The sequence below is a fragment of the Cellulomonas sp. ATA003 genome (assembly GCF_031582905.1).
Classification (GTDB): domain Bacteria; phylum Actinomycetota; class Actinomycetes; order Actinomycetales; family Cellulomonadaceae; genus Pengzhenrongella.
In genome coordinates, this window is record NZ_CP133990.1 from 1043905 (window position 1) to 1057917 (window position 14013).

At 73.7% G+C, this 14013-nt stretch carries 15 protein-coding genes and 1 pseudogene; 9 read left to right on the forward strand and 7 right to left on the reverse strand.

Annotation, left to right across the window (positions count from 1 at the left end; all coding sequences use genetic code 11):
* Positions 1–51 precede the first annotated feature (51 nt).
* The 4 genes from REH70_RS05200 to REH70_RS05215 form a co-directional block, all read right to left on the reverse strand.
* Positions 52–261, reverse strand: a complete 210-nt coding sequence (locus REH70_RS05200) for a hypothetical protein (RefSeq protein ID WP_310752914.1) — start codon at positions 259–261, stop codon at positions 52–54.
* A gap of 70 nt (positions 262–331) precedes the next feature.
* Positions 332–1207 (reverse strand): SDR family NAD(P)-dependent oxidoreductase, encoded by an 876-nt coding sequence (locus REH70_RS05205; protein ID WP_310752916.1) that lies wholly within the window; start codon positions 1205–1207, stop codon positions 332–334.
* A 59-nt stretch (positions 1208–1266) separates the two neighbouring features.
* Positions 1267–1467, reverse strand: a complete 201-nt coding sequence (locus REH70_RS05210; protein WP_310752918.1) for a hypothetical protein — start codon at positions 1465–1467, stop codon at positions 1267–1269.
* Entirely contained in the window at positions 1467–1859 is a 393-nt protein-coding gene (locus REH70_RS05215; protein ID WP_310752920.1) for a hypothetical protein, read from the reverse strand. The genes REH70_RS05210 and REH70_RS05215 overlap by 1 nt, the downstream gene beginning before the upstream one ends.
* Positions 1860–2061: 202 nt before the next feature.
* Here REH70_RS05215 and REH70_RS05220 point away from each other — a divergent pair.
* A pseudogene (locus REH70_RS05220) lies at positions 2062–3044 on the forward strand (ATP-binding cassette domain-containing protein).
* 66 nt (positions 3045–3110) lie between these two features.
* Here REH70_RS05220 and REH70_RS20405 read toward each other — a convergent pair.
* Entirely contained in the window at positions 3111–3272 is a 162-nt protein-coding gene (locus REH70_RS20405; protein ID WP_396134679.1) for a hypothetical protein, read from the reverse strand.
* A 102-nt stretch (positions 3273–3374) separates the two neighbouring features.
* Between REH70_RS20405 and REH70_RS05225 the strand changes: the two genes are divergently transcribed.
* From REH70_RS05225 to REH70_RS05235, 3 genes are all read left to right on the forward strand, one after another.
* Positions 3375–3926 (forward strand): ABC transporter permease, encoded by a 552-nt coding sequence (locus REH70_RS05225; RefSeq protein ID WP_310752924.1) that lies wholly within the window; start codon positions 3375–3377, stop codon positions 3924–3926.
* Between the two features lie 77 nt (positions 3927–4003).
* A complete protein-coding gene (locus REH70_RS05230; protein ID WP_310752926.1) occupies positions 4004–5278 on the forward strand; it encodes a hypothetical protein in 1275 nt (424 codons plus the stop codon).
* Entirely contained in the window at positions 5215–5643 is a 429-nt protein-coding gene (locus REH70_RS05235; protein WP_310752928.1) for a hypothetical protein, read from the forward strand. Before REH70_RS05230 ends, REH70_RS05235 begins: the two co-directional genes overlap by 64 nt.
* Before the next feature lie 125 nt (positions 5644–5768).
* On the opposite strand, the gene REH70_RS05240 is transcribed toward REH70_RS05235, so the two are convergent.
* Entirely contained in the window at positions 5769–8069 is a 2301-nt protein-coding gene (locus REH70_RS05240; protein ID WP_310752930.1) for an immune inhibitor A domain-containing protein, read from the reverse strand.
* 231 nt (positions 8070–8300) lie between these two features.
* On the opposite strand from REH70_RS05240, the gene REH70_RS05245 reads away from it, so the two are divergent.
* From REH70_RS05245 to iolC, 5 genes are all read left to right on the forward strand, one after another.
* On the forward strand, positions 8301–9266 hold the full coding sequence (locus tag REH70_RS05245; protein ID WP_310752933.1) for an ATP-binding cassette domain-containing protein: 966 nt from the start codon (positions 8301–8303) through the stop codon (positions 9264–9266).
* Positions 9263–10084, forward strand: coding sequence for an ABC transporter permease (locus REH70_RS05250; protein WP_310752935.1), 822 nt, complete (start codon positions 9263–9265; stop codon positions 10082–10084). Before REH70_RS05245 ends, REH70_RS05250 begins: the two co-directional genes overlap by 4 nt.
* A 42-nt stretch (positions 10085–10126) precedes the next feature.
* Complete coding sequence (locus tag REH70_RS05255) at positions 10127–10528, forward strand: VOC family protein (RefSeq protein WP_310752937.1); 402 nt, start codon at positions 10127–10129, stop codon at positions 10526–10528.
* Positions 10529–10607: 79 nt separating this feature from the next.
* Positions 10608–11582 (forward strand): aldo/keto reductase, encoded by a 975-nt coding sequence (locus REH70_RS05260; protein WP_310752939.1) that lies wholly within the window; start codon positions 10608–10610, stop codon positions 11580–11582.
* Positions 11583–11617: 35 nt separating this feature from the next.
* Positions 11618–12565, forward strand: coding sequence for a 5-dehydro-2-deoxygluconokinase (gene iolC, locus REH70_RS05265; RefSeq protein ID WP_310754145.1), 948 nt, complete (start codon positions 11618–11620; stop codon positions 12563–12565).
* A 6-nt stretch (positions 12566–12571) separates the two neighbouring features.
* On the opposite strand, the gene REH70_RS05270 is transcribed toward iolC, so the two are convergent.
* Positions 12572–13951: a 6-phospho-beta-glucosidase gene (locus REH70_RS05270; protein WP_310752941.1), complete on the reverse strand. Its 1380-nt coding sequence runs from the start codon at positions 13949–13951 to the stop codon at positions 12572–12574.
* Between the last annotated feature and the right edge of the window lie 62 nt (positions 13952–14013).

The window sequence follows — 14013 nt, forward strand, 5'->3', positions numbered from 1 at the left end:
GTGCGCCGGTGCGCCGGTGCGGGAAGTGTGGCGGAGACCGTGACGCGCAGGTCAGCGCCGGGCGTCGGGGCCGTCGTCGTCGACGTCCGCCGCCGCCGGACCCGGGCCGGTGTCCGGCTGCGCCGTCCCTGTGCCGTCACCCGACGTGGGCGATGCGGCGTGCGTGGAGTCGGGCCCCGGGCCGGTCGGCGGGGCGACCGTGGTGTCGTCGGTGCGGCGGTCGGCGCTGCCGTCGTGCGGGGTGGACGCGGAGGTGCTCATCGGTGCTCCTTGGGTCGGTCACGGGATGCGCGGCGGGCACCACCGGACGGCACTGCCCGCACCCGTCACGCTAGCCCTCGACGTGCGTCCCGCGCGCCCGGCGATCCGGCGCCGGGCCGAGGTCGACGCCGACCATGGCGGCGCTGCGCTCCCACAGTCCCGCGGCCAGCGCGGGCTGCGACGCCTGCGGGTTGGTGCGCGCGACCCGCCGCTTGTCGTAGAAGCGGCCCGGCTCCCAGTCGGGGCCGGGTCGCCGGGTGGCGAGCCACACCAGCGTGTCGGCGCCCTTGTCCGGACCGACGGTCAGCAGGTGACGCAGCGGGGTGTGGTAGAGGAAGCGCATCGCGTCGGTGGTGTCGGACGCGAAGCCGGTCGCGACGACGCCGGGATGGAAGGCCGCGGCGGAGACGCCCCGGTCGCCGAAGCGGCGCTGCAGCTCGACGGTGAAGAGGATGTTGGCGAGCTTGCTGTCGCCGTACGCCTTGCGCGCGGAGTACCCGCGCTCGTTCTCCAGGTCGTCGAGGTCGAGGTGCCCGAAGAGCCGCGCCGCGACGCTCGACGTCGTGATGACGCTGGCCCGGCTCGCGACCAGCGTGCCCATGAGCTCGTGGGTGAGCAGGAACGGCGCGAGGTGGTTGACCTGCAGGGTGCGCTCGTGGCCGTCGACCGTCAGCGCACGCTCACCCATGAGCCCGCCGGCGTTGTTGGCCAGCACGTCGATCCGCGGGTACTGCGCACGCAGGGTCGTGGCGAGCGCCCGGACGTCGTCGAGCCGGGCGAAGTCGGCCAGGTGGAACGGGGCCCCGATCTCGCGTGCGACGGCCTCGGTTTTGTCCGGTGACCGGCCGACGACGACGACCTGCTCGCCGCGCCGGGCGAGGGCACGCGCCGCGGCGGCGCCGATCCCGTCGCTTGCCCCGGTGATGACGATGGTGCGGTCCGGCATGGGTGTTCTCTCCTCGTGGTCGGTCGTCGATCATCCCCGAGCGCGGGCGGTGGTGCGCGTCAGCGCCGGGCGTGCGCCGCCCGTCGCACCAGCGTGACCAGCGCGTGGCCGGCGACCAGCGCCCCGAGACCACCGGCGGCGAGGTCGCCGAGGGTGTCGACCTGCTCGACGAAGATGGAGTCGTCGACGTAGGTGTGGCCGAGCCACTCCCCGAGCTCCCACAGGACGCTGAGCCCGAGCCCGAGCGACGTCGTGAGCATCACGACCCCCAGCGGTGCGCGCCCGAGACCGCCTCGACCGGGTCCCGCGCCACGTCGAGCCGCACCGCCACGAGGTAGGCCATCGCCGACACCAGACCGGTCACCGCGAAGTGCACGACGAGGTCCCACCAGGGGATCCGCTCGTACAGGCCGACCACGCCGCTCCACGCGGCCACGAGCAGCGCGGCGCCGTAGGCGACGTCGAGCCGGCCCGGGGTGCCGAGCGCCCGCGGGACCATGAGCCCGCCGAGCACGAGCAGCATGAGCGCGACCGCGACGCCGTCGAACCAGAGCACCGCCACGCCGACGCTGACGGCGCCCACGACCCGGACGGCATCGGCGGGGACCAGGAGAGCACGTGCGGTGGACGTGCCGTCGGGGAGGGCGCTCACCACGAGGAGGTTACCGGCGGGTCACCTCTGCGGCCGGTGCAGCGATGAGATCGCAGCGGTGCCCCGGTCTACCCGCGTGCACCCCGTGCCGACCCGGGACGGGCGACGCCGTGAAGACGACGACGACGAAGGGCTCACCCATGCGACACACGACACGCGGCACCCCCGGCCGACCCGACCGGCGGGCGAGGGAGGCGACGAGGTGACCGACCTGGCGATCGAGACCACGGGGCTGGTCAAGGCGTTCGGCGGCACCCGCGCCGTCGACGGCATCGACCTGCGCGTCCCGCGCGGCGGCGTCCACGGCTTCCTCGGGCCCAACGGCGCCGGCAAGACCACGGTCATCCGGATGCTCGCCACCCTGCTGCGGCCGGACGCCGGGAGCGCGCGCGTGCTCGGGCTGGACGTCGTGCGGGACGCCGACGAGGTGCGCAGCCGGGTCGCGCTCACCGGTCAGTTCGCGTCCGTCGACGAGGACCTCACCGGGCGGGAGAACCTCGTGCTGGTGGCCCGGCTGCTCGGCTACTCGCGACCCGGCGCCCGGGCGCGCACGGCGGAGCTGCTCGACGCCTTCGGCCTCGACGACGCCGCGGACCGGCTCGTCAAGAAGTACTCCGGCGGGATGCGGCGACGCATCGACATCGCCGCGAGCATCGTCGTCACGCCGGAGCTGGTGTTCCTCGACGAGCCGACCACCGGGCTCGACCCGCGCAGCCGCAACCAGGTGTGGGACATCGTCCGGGCCATGGTGGCGGCCGGCACCACGGTGCTGCTCACCACCCAGTACCTCGACGAGGCGGACCAGCTGGCCGACCGGATCTCGGTGATCGACGAGGGCCGGGTGATCGCCGAGGGCACCCCGGTCAGCTCAAGGCGTCCGTCGGCGCCGGCGCGCTGCACGTGCGCGTGCACGACGCCGCCGACCGCGCCGCGGCCGCGGACGTGCTCAGCCGGGTGCTGGGCACCGAGGTGCGCGCGGGCACCGACCCGATGGCGTTGTCCGCCTCGGTGGACTCGCCGGCGCCGGCGATGCGGGCGCTCGCGGCGCTCGGGGACGCCGGGCTCGACGTCGCCCACTTCTCCCTCGGCCAGCCGAGCCTGGACGAGGTCTTCCTGGCCCTCACCGGGCGCCCGGCCGAGCCCATCCCCGACGGGGACCCCCAGACCACGGAGGCTGTCCGATGACCCTCGACCGCGACACCGCACCCGCTGTCACCGCGACCGCTGTGACCGCGGTGACCGCCTCCGCCGTCACCGCACCTGCAGCGACCGGGGTGCACGCCGCGCTCGCGTCCGGACGCCGTCCACCACGGCCCAGGCCCTCACGACGTCGGTCGCCTTCGGGTGGCGGGCGCTGCTGAAGATCAAGCACGTCCCCGAGCAGCTGTTCGACGTCACCGCGTTCCCGATCATGATGACGCTCCTGTTCACCTTCCTGTTCGGCGGGGCGCTGGCCGGCAGCCCGGGGAGTACATCCAGTTCCTGCTCCCCGGGGCGCTGGTGCAGAGCGTCGTCATGATCACGATGTACACCGGCGTGACCCTGTCGACCGACGTGCAGAAGGGTGTGTTCGACCGGTTCCGGTCGATGCCGATCTGGCGGCCGGCACCGCTCGTCGGGATGCTGCTCGGTGACGCGGTGCGCTTCACGATCGCCTCGGTCGTGATGCTGACCGTCGGGTTCCTGATCGGGTTCCGGCCGGCCGGCGGGGCGGTGGGGACGGTCGCCGGGGTCCTGCTGCTCCTCGCGTTCGCGTTCAGCTTCGGGTGGATCTGGACGTTGCTCAGCCTCGTGCTGCGCACCCCGAACTCGGTGATGGGCGTCAGCATGCTCGTCATCACGCCGCTGACCTTCGGCAGCAACATCTTCGTCGACCCGTCCACGATGCCGCGGTGGCTGCAGGGCTTCGTCGACGTCAACCCGATCTCGCACCTCGTCACCGCCGAGCGAGGACTCATGTCCGGGACGGCGACCGGCGGCCAGGTGCTCACGGTCCTGGTCTGGTGCGCCGTGCTGGTCGCGGTCTTCGGGACGCTGACGATGCGCCGGTACGGCGCGGGCCGCTGAGCGCTCCGCGGGACCGCGCGGGTGATGCGCGCAGGGGGTGACTGCCGTGGACCCGGGTGCTGTGCGACGTTGTGCGGGTGACCGCCTGCCGTCCACGTCGTGACCGGGGCGTCGACCTCGCGTCGGACGCCTGGCTGGCCGCGCCCGCCGCGCACCCGTGGTTCCTCACCGCCGCTGAGCGTGGCAACCCGGCCACCCGGCTGCGCCCCTGGACCGAGGGGAACGCCGTCCGGGCGCTCGTGCACGGACGGACGTACTTCGCTGCGCTGGCCGAGACGCTGCGGCGTGCCGGGTCCGGTGACCTCGTGCTGTTCGCCGACTGGCGCGGCGACCCCGACGAGCGGCTCGCCCCCGACGGGCCGACGGTCGGCGCGGCGCTGTCGGCGGCGGCGGCCCGCGGTGCGCGGGTCAAGGGGCTCATCTGGCGCTCGCACCTGGACCGGCTGCGCTTCTCCGCCGACCAGAACCGCGACCTCTCGCAGGACGTCAACGCCAGCGGCGGGGAGGTGCTGCTCGACCAGCGGGTCCGGCCGCTGGGGAGCCACCACCAGAAGTTCGTCGTCGCCCGCCACCCCGACCGGCCCGCCGACGACGTCGCCTTCCTCGGCGGCATCGACCTCGCGCACAGCCGGCGGGACAACGCCGCGCACGACGGCGACCCGCAGGCCCAGCCGTTCTCGCGGTGGTACGGCCGGACCCCGGCCTGGCACGACGTCCAGGTCGCCCTCCGGGGCCCCGCCGTGCGCGACGTCGAGGACGTGTTCCGGGAGCGGTGGGAGGACCCCGCTGCGCTCTCCCGGCTGCCGTGGCACGTGGTCCCCGACGTACTGCGGCGCCTGGACCGCGACGCCGGCCACCTGCCACCAGCCCGGCCCGACCCACCGGTCGCCGGGACGTGCGCGGTGCAGCTCCTGCGGACGTACCCGAACCGCTGGCCGGGCTACCCGTTCGCCCCCGACGGCGAGCGCAGCGTCGCCCGCGGGTACGCCAAGGCCATGCGCCGCGCCCGGCGCCTCGTGTACGTCGAGGACCAGTACCTGTGGTCGGCGGCCGTGGCCCGCGTCTTCGCGGACGCGCTGCGCCGCGAGCCGGACCTGCACCTGATCGCCGTCGTGCCCCGGTACCCCGACCACGACGACCCGGTGACCCTGACGACGGGGCGGCTCGGCCACGCGCAGGCCCTCGACCTCGTGCGGGCCGCGGGTGGGGACCGCGTGCTGGTGCTCGACGTGGAGAACCCCGGGGCGTCCCGGTCTACGTGCACGCGAAGGTCTGCGTCGTCGACGACGTGTGGGCGACCGTCGGCAGCGACAACTTCAACCGGCGGTCCTGGACGCACGACTCCGAGCTGAGCGCGGCCGTCGTCGACGAGGAGCGGGACGTCCGCGAGCCGGTCGACCCCGCGGGGCTGGGCGACGGAGCCCGGCGGTTCGCGCGGGACCTGCGGCTGCAGCTCATGCGCGAGCACGTCGACGTGGACGACGACGCCGGGCTGGTCGACCCCCACGAGGCAGTCGAGACGCTGCGCGGCAGCGCCGCGAGGCTGGACGCCTGGTACGACGGCGGGTGCACGGGGCCTCGCCCGGCCGGGCGGCTGCGGTCGCACGCCGTGCGGTACCCGCCCCGCTGGCAGCGCCTGCTGGCGAGCCTGGTGTACCGGACGGTGCTGGACCCCGACGGACGCCCACCGCGGATGAAGCTGCACGCGCGGCACTGACGGTAACGGGCCGGTGCTCGTCGGTGCTCCTCGGTGCCCAACCGTTCCTCCCGGTGCTGCGTCGCGACGACGGGGTGGCGCCGCCGGCTCTCCCGAGCCGGTGCACCACCCCGTCGTCGACCGGGTCAGTTGACTCGGACCTGCATGAACGTGTCCCGCGCGCTGGTGCTCACCACGCGGATCCTCGTCCCCGTCCGCGGCACCTCGACGCCGCTCCAGCCGTTCGCGTCGGGCTGCTCACCGGGCGCGACCCACCAGTCCTTCGTGTCGTCGAACACCGGGACGCCCGGTAGGCCGCCGTACGTGCCGGCGACACCGGTGTCCGGGTCGTGCAGCGTGATCCGGTCCGTCTTCGCCAGCCCGAACGTCGAGTCGTAGGACTGGATCCGCGGACGCCAGCTCTCGCCGTCTCGCCGGTCCGTCCCCTCGTCGTCCGTCGGCTCGTAGAGCAGGCCGGGGTGGGCGTCGACCGGCAGGACGAGCCCGGCACCGGGGTGGGAGCCGACGTTGTTGTCGGTGTACTGGGAGTTCCAGTAGCTGATCAGCAGGCCGTCCTGGTAGGGCAGCCGCTCGGCCCAGTCGGGACGGGTCGGGTCGCCGAAGCTGTACGGACCCGTCCGCAGCCCTGCGTCGTACCCCGTGTAGGCGCGGTTCTCCGCGATGTACGCGTTGAAGTACGACTCCGTCGCCGTGCCTGTTGTCTGCGTGAACCCGTCGAGCGTCCAGGCCGTGACCGCCGCGCCGTCGATCGCGACCGCGTCGACCTGCAGGCCCGGCTCGGTGGCCGCGCCGTCGGTCCAGTACCGGAAGCCCACGAGAGCCCCGGCCGGGACCGCGGTGAGGTTCGCGGTGAGATCCACCCACTGGCCGCCGGTGCTGCCGGTGAGGCCCTGACCGAAGTTCTGGCCGTTCGGGTCGGTCGTGGTGGAGCGGTTCGTCGGCAGCGACGTGAACGTCGTGCCGCCGTCGGTGGAGTAGACCGCGTAGGCGTAGTCCCAGTCCTGCTCGATCTGGTACTTCACCTTCGCGGTGAGGGTCGTCGCGCCGGCCGGAGGCTGGGTCAGCATCGAGTGGTCGAGGTCGTCACCCGAGCCGGAGTACCAGAAGTCGGTGCCCTCGAACGGCGACCCGACCGTCGTGGTCACCTCGCGGTCGGGGAGGAGGGCGATCAGCGCCTGCGCCTGCTTGGTGTTCGCCGTCGACGGGCCGAGCTTGGTGTTGGCCCGTGCGCCCGGCTGGATGACCTCGTGGTTGAGCCAGCCCAGCTGCAGCTTCTCCCAGGCGCCCATGTGGATCGGCCGGGTACCGATGCCGTCGGCCGCCTGGCCGCTGCTGCCGTACGACCCGGAGCTCATGAGCGTCCAGTAGGCCGTCGAGTTCTCCGCGCCGCCGCTGTTGCCCGAGGTGTCGTAGAGGTCCGGCAGCCCGAGGTCGTGGCCGAACTCGTGCGCGAAGACGCCGACGCCGCCGTTCTCCGGCTCGACGGTGTAGTCCCCGACCCAGTACCTCGACTGGCCGACCCGGGCGCCACCGAGGGGGTTGATGCCGGCGCCGTCCACGGTCGGGCCATCCGTGCCGATGCGGGTGGTCTGGTTGTACCAGCGGTGCGACCAGATGGCGTCGCTGCCCAGCACGCCGCCGCCGACCTCCTCGCCCATGCCGGAGTGGACCGCCTGGAAGTGGTCGATGTAGCCGTCGGCCTCGTCGAAGTCGCCGTCGCCGTCGAAGTCGTAGCGGTCCCAGACGTCGAACTGGGACAGGTACTCGTCGATCTGCGCCGGGGTCCGGCCCGCGGCCAGCTGCTCGTCGTACCAGCCGTTCATCGTGTCGTTGACGAACTTCCACGTGACCGCGTCACCGAGGGCGTTGCTGCCGTAGGACGCGCCGGTCCCGGGAAGCCTCACCCAGTCCTCGACCTCGCCGGTGACGGTGTAGCGCCCGGACGACAGCTCGTCGTAGAAGTTCGCGACCGAGTTGGCGCCCTCCGCCTGGGAGTACAGCAGCTCGTCGAAGTACGGCTGCGAGAAGTCGGGGGCCCAGATGGTGGTGTTGTCCACCGATCGGTCCGGCTCCGGGATGGAGTTGTGCGGCAGATCGGCGAACTCGCCGAGGACGGTCCAGATCGCGTCGGTGTCCTCACGGGCGAGCTCGACGTACTGGCCCTTGGCGACCTTGACGACCTTGTTGTCGCCCCGTGGGGTGGTCTCGCCCGAGAGGACCTTCTCCAGGCCCGCGGCCCGCAGCTCTCGCTGCTTGTCGCTGAGCGGGCTGGAGAGGTCGTCCGGGCGTCCTGCGGTGTCGGCCGCCGGGGCGGCGGCGAGACGGGTCGGCGCCGAGGTGGCGACCGGGCCCGACGAGGCGAGCGCTGCCGCGGGGGTCACCACGACCAGTGCTGCCCCGAGGGCGAGCGTGAGCGGTCTGTTCACAAGGATGCTCCTGTGCTCCGAGGATCTCAGCGGTCACGGTGGCCGCCGAGCGCCGTGACTGTAGACCCATGGATCGACCGGGACACAACCGGAAAACGCCGTCGTCACCAGGGCGTCTGGTGGTCGCACGCCCCGATGACCAAGGCTAGGCGTGCAATGACCCCCGGGGCGGGCACGGGCGCCGGTGGAACCACTGGCCGCGTGTGGGTGGCGGCCGCCACACTGTCCTGCGTGCCGACCATCACCGCGCAGGGCCTCGTCAAGACCTACGGCAGCGTCCGGGCGCTGGACGGGCTGGACCTCACCGTCGAGGAGGGCACCGTCCTGGGGGTGCTCGGCCCCAACGGCGCCGGCAAGACCACCGCCGTGCGCGTCCTGACCACGCTGCTGCAGCCCACCTCCGGCACGGCGACCGTGATGGGGCTGGACGTCGTCCGCGACGCCAAGGCGCTGCGGTCGCGGATCGGGGTGTCCGGGCAGTACGCGGCCGTCGACGAGCACCTCACCGGGTACGAGAACCTCGACATGGTCGGACGGCTGTACCACCTGGGCGCGACGCGCTCGCGGCAGCGCGCATGGGAGCTCCTCGAGCGCTTCGACCTGACCGACGCCGCCAAGCGCCCGGTCGGCACCTACTCCGGTGGCATGCGCCGCCGGCTCGACCTCGCCGGAGCTCTCGTCGCCGAGCCCGAGGTCCTGTTCCTCGACGAGCCCACGACCGGGCTCGACCCACGCAGCCGGCTGGGCATGTGGGACGTCATCTCCGAGCTCGTGGCGGGCGGGACCACGCTCCTGCTCACGACGCAGTACCTGGAGGAGGCCGACCGGCTCGCCGACCGGATCGCGGTCATCGACCTGGGCCGGGTCATCGCCGAGGGCACCGCGGACGAGCTCAAGTCCCAGGTCGGCGGCGAGCGCGTCGAGGTCACGATCGCCCGCACCGAGGACCTGGGCCGCGCGCGCGAGGTGCTCGGCCGGTACGCGGTGGGGGAGCTGGTCGCCGACGAGCACTCCCGGACGGTCACCGCGCCGGTCTCCGGTGGTGCGGCGGCGCTGGTCGCCGCGCTGCGGGGGCTCGGGGACGCCGACATCGAGGTGCTCGACGCCGGGATCCGCCGCCCCACCCTCGACGACGTCTTCCTGTCCCTCACCGGCCACGAGGCCGAGGCGCGCGCGACCGAGGAGGCCACCGCGTGAGCACCGTCGCCCAGGCGCTCGGTGACGGCTGGACCGTCACCCGACGCAACCTCATCAAGATCAAGCGCGTGCCGGACCTCCTGGTCGGGTCGACGCTCGCCCCGATCATGTTCGTGCTGCTCTTCGCGTTCGTGTTCGGCGGCTCGATCTCGCTGCCGGGCGCGGCCGAGATCGACCCCGCGCTCTACCGCGAGTTCCTCATCGCCGGGATCTTCGCCCAGACCGTCATCTTCGGTGCCACGGTCACCGGCTCCGGGATGGCGCAGGACGTCAAGAGCGGGATCGTCGACCGCTTCCGGTCCCTGCCCATGGCGTCGTCGGCGGTGCTGGTGGGCCGGACCACGGCGGACGTGCTCAACAACGTCGTCACCGTGGTCATCATGACGCTCACCGGCCTCGTGGTCGGGTGGCGCGTCACGACGTCGATCGGTGAGGCGCTGCTCGGCTACGTGGTCCTGCTGTTCTTCGCGTACTGCATCTCCTGGCTCATGGCGTACGTCGGCCTGCTGGTACGCACGCCGGAGGTGTTCAACAACGCCTCGTTCATCGTCATCTTCCCGCTCACGTTCATCGCGAACACCTTCGTGCCGTCGGAGAACCTGCCCGGACCGCTGCGCACCTTCGCGGAGTGGAACCCGGTCTCCAGCGTCACCCAGGCGGCGCGTGAGCTGTTCGGCAACATCATCCCCGGGACCCCGCCGCCGACCGCGTGGCCGCTGCAGAACCCGGTCCTGTACACGCTGCTGTGGGGCGTCGCCCTGCTCGTCGTCTTCATCCCGCTCACCGTCCGCCAGTACCAGCGCGCAGCGGCCCGCTGACCCGCTGACCCGCACCGGCTATCACCCGCCCGAGGAGGACCCATGACCGACACGACCGCGGCCGACGCCGCCCCGCTCAACACCGTCACGTGGTGGGAGCTGCCGGTGACCGACGTCGCCCGCGCCCAGCAGTTCTACGGCGCCCTGTTCGGCTGGACGTTCAGCTCGTTCGGCGACGAGACCGACACCGTGGGCGCCCACCACGACGGCACCCTGGTCGGCGCGCTGTACCGCTCGGACACCGACCCGTCGGCCGCTGCGGCGGTCCGGGTCTACGTCAACGTGGCGGACCTCGAGGCCGTCCTGGACACGGTCCGGACGCTCGGCGGCTCGGTGCGCACACCGCGCACCGAGGTGGGCGGCGACATGGGCTGGTGGGCGGAGATCGCGGACCCGGACGGGCGCTGGCTCGGGCTGTGCACGGGGAACCCGCCCCGCACCTGAGGTCGTCGACCGCGACCTGAGGTCCTCGACCCCGCTCGCGTGGTGGGATGGGCGTCCACGCTGCGACGACGGAGGTCCCATGACGCCCACCCCTGCCCCCGGCTCCCCGACCTGGACGCGCCCGCTGGGTGCCACCGGCCTGAGCGTCACCGCCGTGACCCTCGGGGGCAGCCCGCTCGGCAGCATCCCGCGCCTATACGGGCGCGACGTCCCCACGGACGAGGGCGTGGCGACCGTCCGGGCCGTGCTGGACAGCCCGATCCGCGCGTTGGACACCTCCAACGGCTACGGCGACGGTGAGAGCGAGCGACGCTTCGGTGCCGCGTTCGCGCAGGCCGGCGGTGTGCCCGACGACGTCGTCGTCATGACGAAGGTCGACCCCCGCGACCGCGACTACTCCGCCGACCGCGTGCGCGCGTCGGTCGACGAGAGCCGGGAGCGGCTCGGGATGGACCACCTGCCGCTCGTGCACCTGCACGACCCGGAGAACTTCGACTTCGCCGAGCTCACCGCCCCCGGCGGAGCGGTCGACGCGCTCGTCGCGCTCAAGGAGTCCGGCGTCATCGGCGCGATCGGGCTGGCCGGCGGGCGCGTGCAGGAGATCGCCCGGTACCTCGCGCTCGGGGTGTGGGACGTCCTGCTCGTGCACAACCGGTGGACGCTGCTGGACCGCAGCGCGGCCGACCTCCTCGACGAGGCGGTCGGCCGGGGGATGGGCATCCTCAACGCCGCGGTGTACGGCGGCGGCATCCTCGCCGCACCCGGGTCGTCCACGACGTACGGCTACCGCCAGGCGCCGCCGGAGGTGCTCGACGCCGTCGCCGCCATGCAGCGCGCGTGCGCCGAGCACGGCACCGACCTGCGGACCGCCGCCCTGCAGTTCTCCCTGCGCGACGACCGCTTCGCCTCGACGATCGTCGGGATGAGCCGGCCCGACCGGGTGCAGGCCACGGTCGACGCCGCGTCCGCCGCGCTGCCCGAGGCGATCTGGGACGAGCTCGAGGCGCTGCTCCCGCCGCAGCGGGTCTGGCTGGACGCGCCGTTCGACCGGTGACGACCGCACCGCGACGGCTGCCCGCCGTCGTCACCATGGGGCGGTCCGGGGTCGACCTGTACCCGCTGCAGACCGGTGTCGGGCTCGAGGACGTCGAGACCTTCGGCAAGTTCCTCGGCGGCAGCCCCACCAACGTCGCGGTCGCCGCGGCCCGGCTCGGGCACGCGACGGCGGTGCTCACCGGGGTGGGCGACGACCCGTTCGGGCGCTACGTGCGCCGGGAGATGTCCCGGCTCGGCGTCGACGACGCGCACGTGCGGGTCGTTCCCGGGTACGCCACCCCCGTGACGTTCTGCGAGATCTTCCCGCCGGACGACTTCCCGCTGTACTTCTACCGCCGCCCCAGCGCGCCCGACCTGCAGCTGAGCGCCGACGACGTCCCGACCGACCTCGTCGCCGCGGCACCGGTCATGTGGTTCACCCTCACCGGCCTGTCGCAGGAGCCGTCGCGCGGCGCGCACGGAGCTGCGCTGGGCGCGCGCGCCGGACGCGCGCACACCGTGCTGGACCTGGACTACCGGCCCACGCTCTGGTCGTCCGCCGACGACGCGCGCACGGAGGCGCGGCGGTTCCTGCCCGGCGTCACGGTCGCGGTCGGCAACCGCCAGGAGTGCGAGCTCGCGGTCGGGGAGAGCGACCCGGACCGGGCCGCGGACGCGCTGCTGTCCGCCGGCGTGCGGCTCGCGGTGGTCAAGCAGGGGCCCGCGGGCACGCTCGCCAAGACGCACGACGAGCGGGTCGAGGTACCGGCCATCGCGACCACCGTGGTCAACGGGCTGGGCGCGGGCGACGCGTTCGGCGGCGCCCTGTGCCACGGCCTGCTCAGCGGGTGGTCGCTGCGCCGGACGATCACCGCGGCGAGCGCGGCGGGCGCGATCGTCGCGTCCCGGCTCGAGTGCTCGACCGCGATGCCCACCGAGGCGGAGATCCTCGCCGTGGTCGACGACGGCGCGGCCCCGCACCGCGTCGACCGGCCGCGCTGAGGCCGGTCAGCGCAGCGCGCGACCGAGCTCGGGGAAGGCCTGCGTGTAGTGGTCGAGCAGCGAGCGGCCGACCGCGACGGAGTCGACGAGCGGGTGCACCGCGAACGCCTTCCACGCGAGCTCGGCGGAGGCTTCGAGCGCCGCGGCGATCGTCAGCTGCTCGGCGGCCTTGGTCTGCGCCATGAGCCCCGCCATGTGACCGTCGAGGGGCGCGACCGGCCACGGGTGGACGCCGCCGCCGTCGACGACGCAGCCGACCTCGACGACCGCCTCGGCGGGCAGCTGGGGGACGAGGTCGCCGTTGCGGACGTCGAGGATCATCGTCGCCGGGCGCCCGGTCGTCAGGGCGGCCATGAGGTCGAGCGCGACCCGGTGGTAGCCGCCCTCGACGTCCTCCGCGTGCCGCTCGCCCCCTTCCCCCTCGGGGCGGCTCTCGGCCATGTAGGTGGCCTCCCGCTCGTGGTGGTACCGGTGCCAGACGGCGAGCGGGTCGGCGCCCGGCGCGGCGGCGTCGGCGTAGAAGCCGGCCTGCTGGTCGGCGAGGAACTCCCCGCGGGTGACCGAGCCCGCGATGCGCGCCGTCGCCTCGCGGGTGAAGTAGTAGTAGTAGAGGTACTCGTTGGGCAGCGCCCCGAGCAGGCGCACCCAGTCCGCGCCCATGAGCCGCGCCTCCTCGATGCCCTCGAGCGCGGCGTCGTCGGCCAGGAGGTCGGGGAGCCGGTCGACGCCGTCGACGCGCAGCGCGCGCAGCCAGCCCAGGTGGTTGAGGCCGACGTAGTCGAACTCGCCGGCCGCCGGCACAGCGCCCGCCCGGCCCGCGCCGCCCGCCGCGCCCCCGTCGAGGCGCGCGACCGACCGCGCGGCGCGCCGCATGAGCCCGATCGGGGTGTCGCAGATGCCGATCACCCGGTCCCCGAGCACGCCGCGCATCGCCTCGGTGACCATGCCGGCCGGGTTGGTGAAGTTGATGACCCACGCGTCGGGGGCCACCGCGGCGATGCGACGCGCGAGCGCGACCATGAACGGCACCGTGCGCAGCGCGTACGCCTGCCCGCCGGGACCGATCGTCTCCTGGCCGAGCACCCCGAGGGCGAGCGCGGTGCGCTCGTCGAGGATGCGGCCGGCCGTCCCGCCGACGCGGACGGCGGCGAAGACGAAGTCGGCGCCGCGCAGCGCCTCGTCGAGGTCGGTCGTGACGGTGAGCCGCGGCGGCCGGCCCACGCCGTCCGCGAGCCGTCGCACGACCGCCGCGATCACGCCCAGGCGCTCGGTGTCGACGTCGTGGAGGGCGACCTCGTCGATCCGGACGGGTGCGTCCGGGGCGCCCACCGCGCTCCACACCTGCGGCACGCGGAAGCCGCCGCCACCGACGATCGTGAGCTTCATGCCGCCACCTCTGCCTGCTGCGTCGCCGTGAGCACGGGCGCGAGCGTACCCGTCGCCTCCTG

Coding starts and splice junctions, on each gene's coding strand:
- REH70_RS05200 (WP_310752914.1), bottom strand. CDS start 261: ATGAGCACCTCCGCGTCCACCCCGCACGACGGCAGCGCCGACCGCCGC.
- REH70_RS05205 (WP_310752916.1), bottom strand. CDS start 1,207: ATGCCGGACCGCACCATCGTCATCACCGGGGCAAGCGACGGGATCGGC.
- REH70_RS05210 (WP_310752918.1), bottom strand. CDS start 1,467: ATGCTCACGACGTCGCTCGGGCTCGGGCTCAGCGTCCTGTGGGAGCTC.
- REH70_RS20405 (WP_396134679.1), bottom strand. CDS start 3,272: ATGATCGGGAACGCGGTGACGTCGAACAGCTGCTCGGGGACGTGCTTG.
- REH70_RS05225 (WP_310752924.1), top strand. CDS start 3,375: ATGATCACGATGTACACCGGCGTGACCCTGTCGACCGACGTGCAGAAG.
- REH70_RS05255 (WP_310752937.1), top strand. CDS start 10,127: ATGACCGACACGACCGCGGCCGACGCCGCCCCGCTCAACACCGTCACG.
- REH70_RS05260 (WP_310752939.1), top strand. CDS start 10,608: ATGACGCCCACCCCTGCCCCCGGCTCCCCGACCTGGACGCGCCCGCTG.
- iolC (WP_310754145.1), top strand. CDS start 11,618: ATGGGGCGGTCCGGGGTCGACCTGTACCCGCTGCAGACCGGTGTCGGG.
- REH70_RS05270 (WP_310752941.1), bottom strand. CDS start 13,951: ATGAAGCTCACGATCGTCGGTGGCGGCGGCTTCCGCGTGCCGCAGGTG.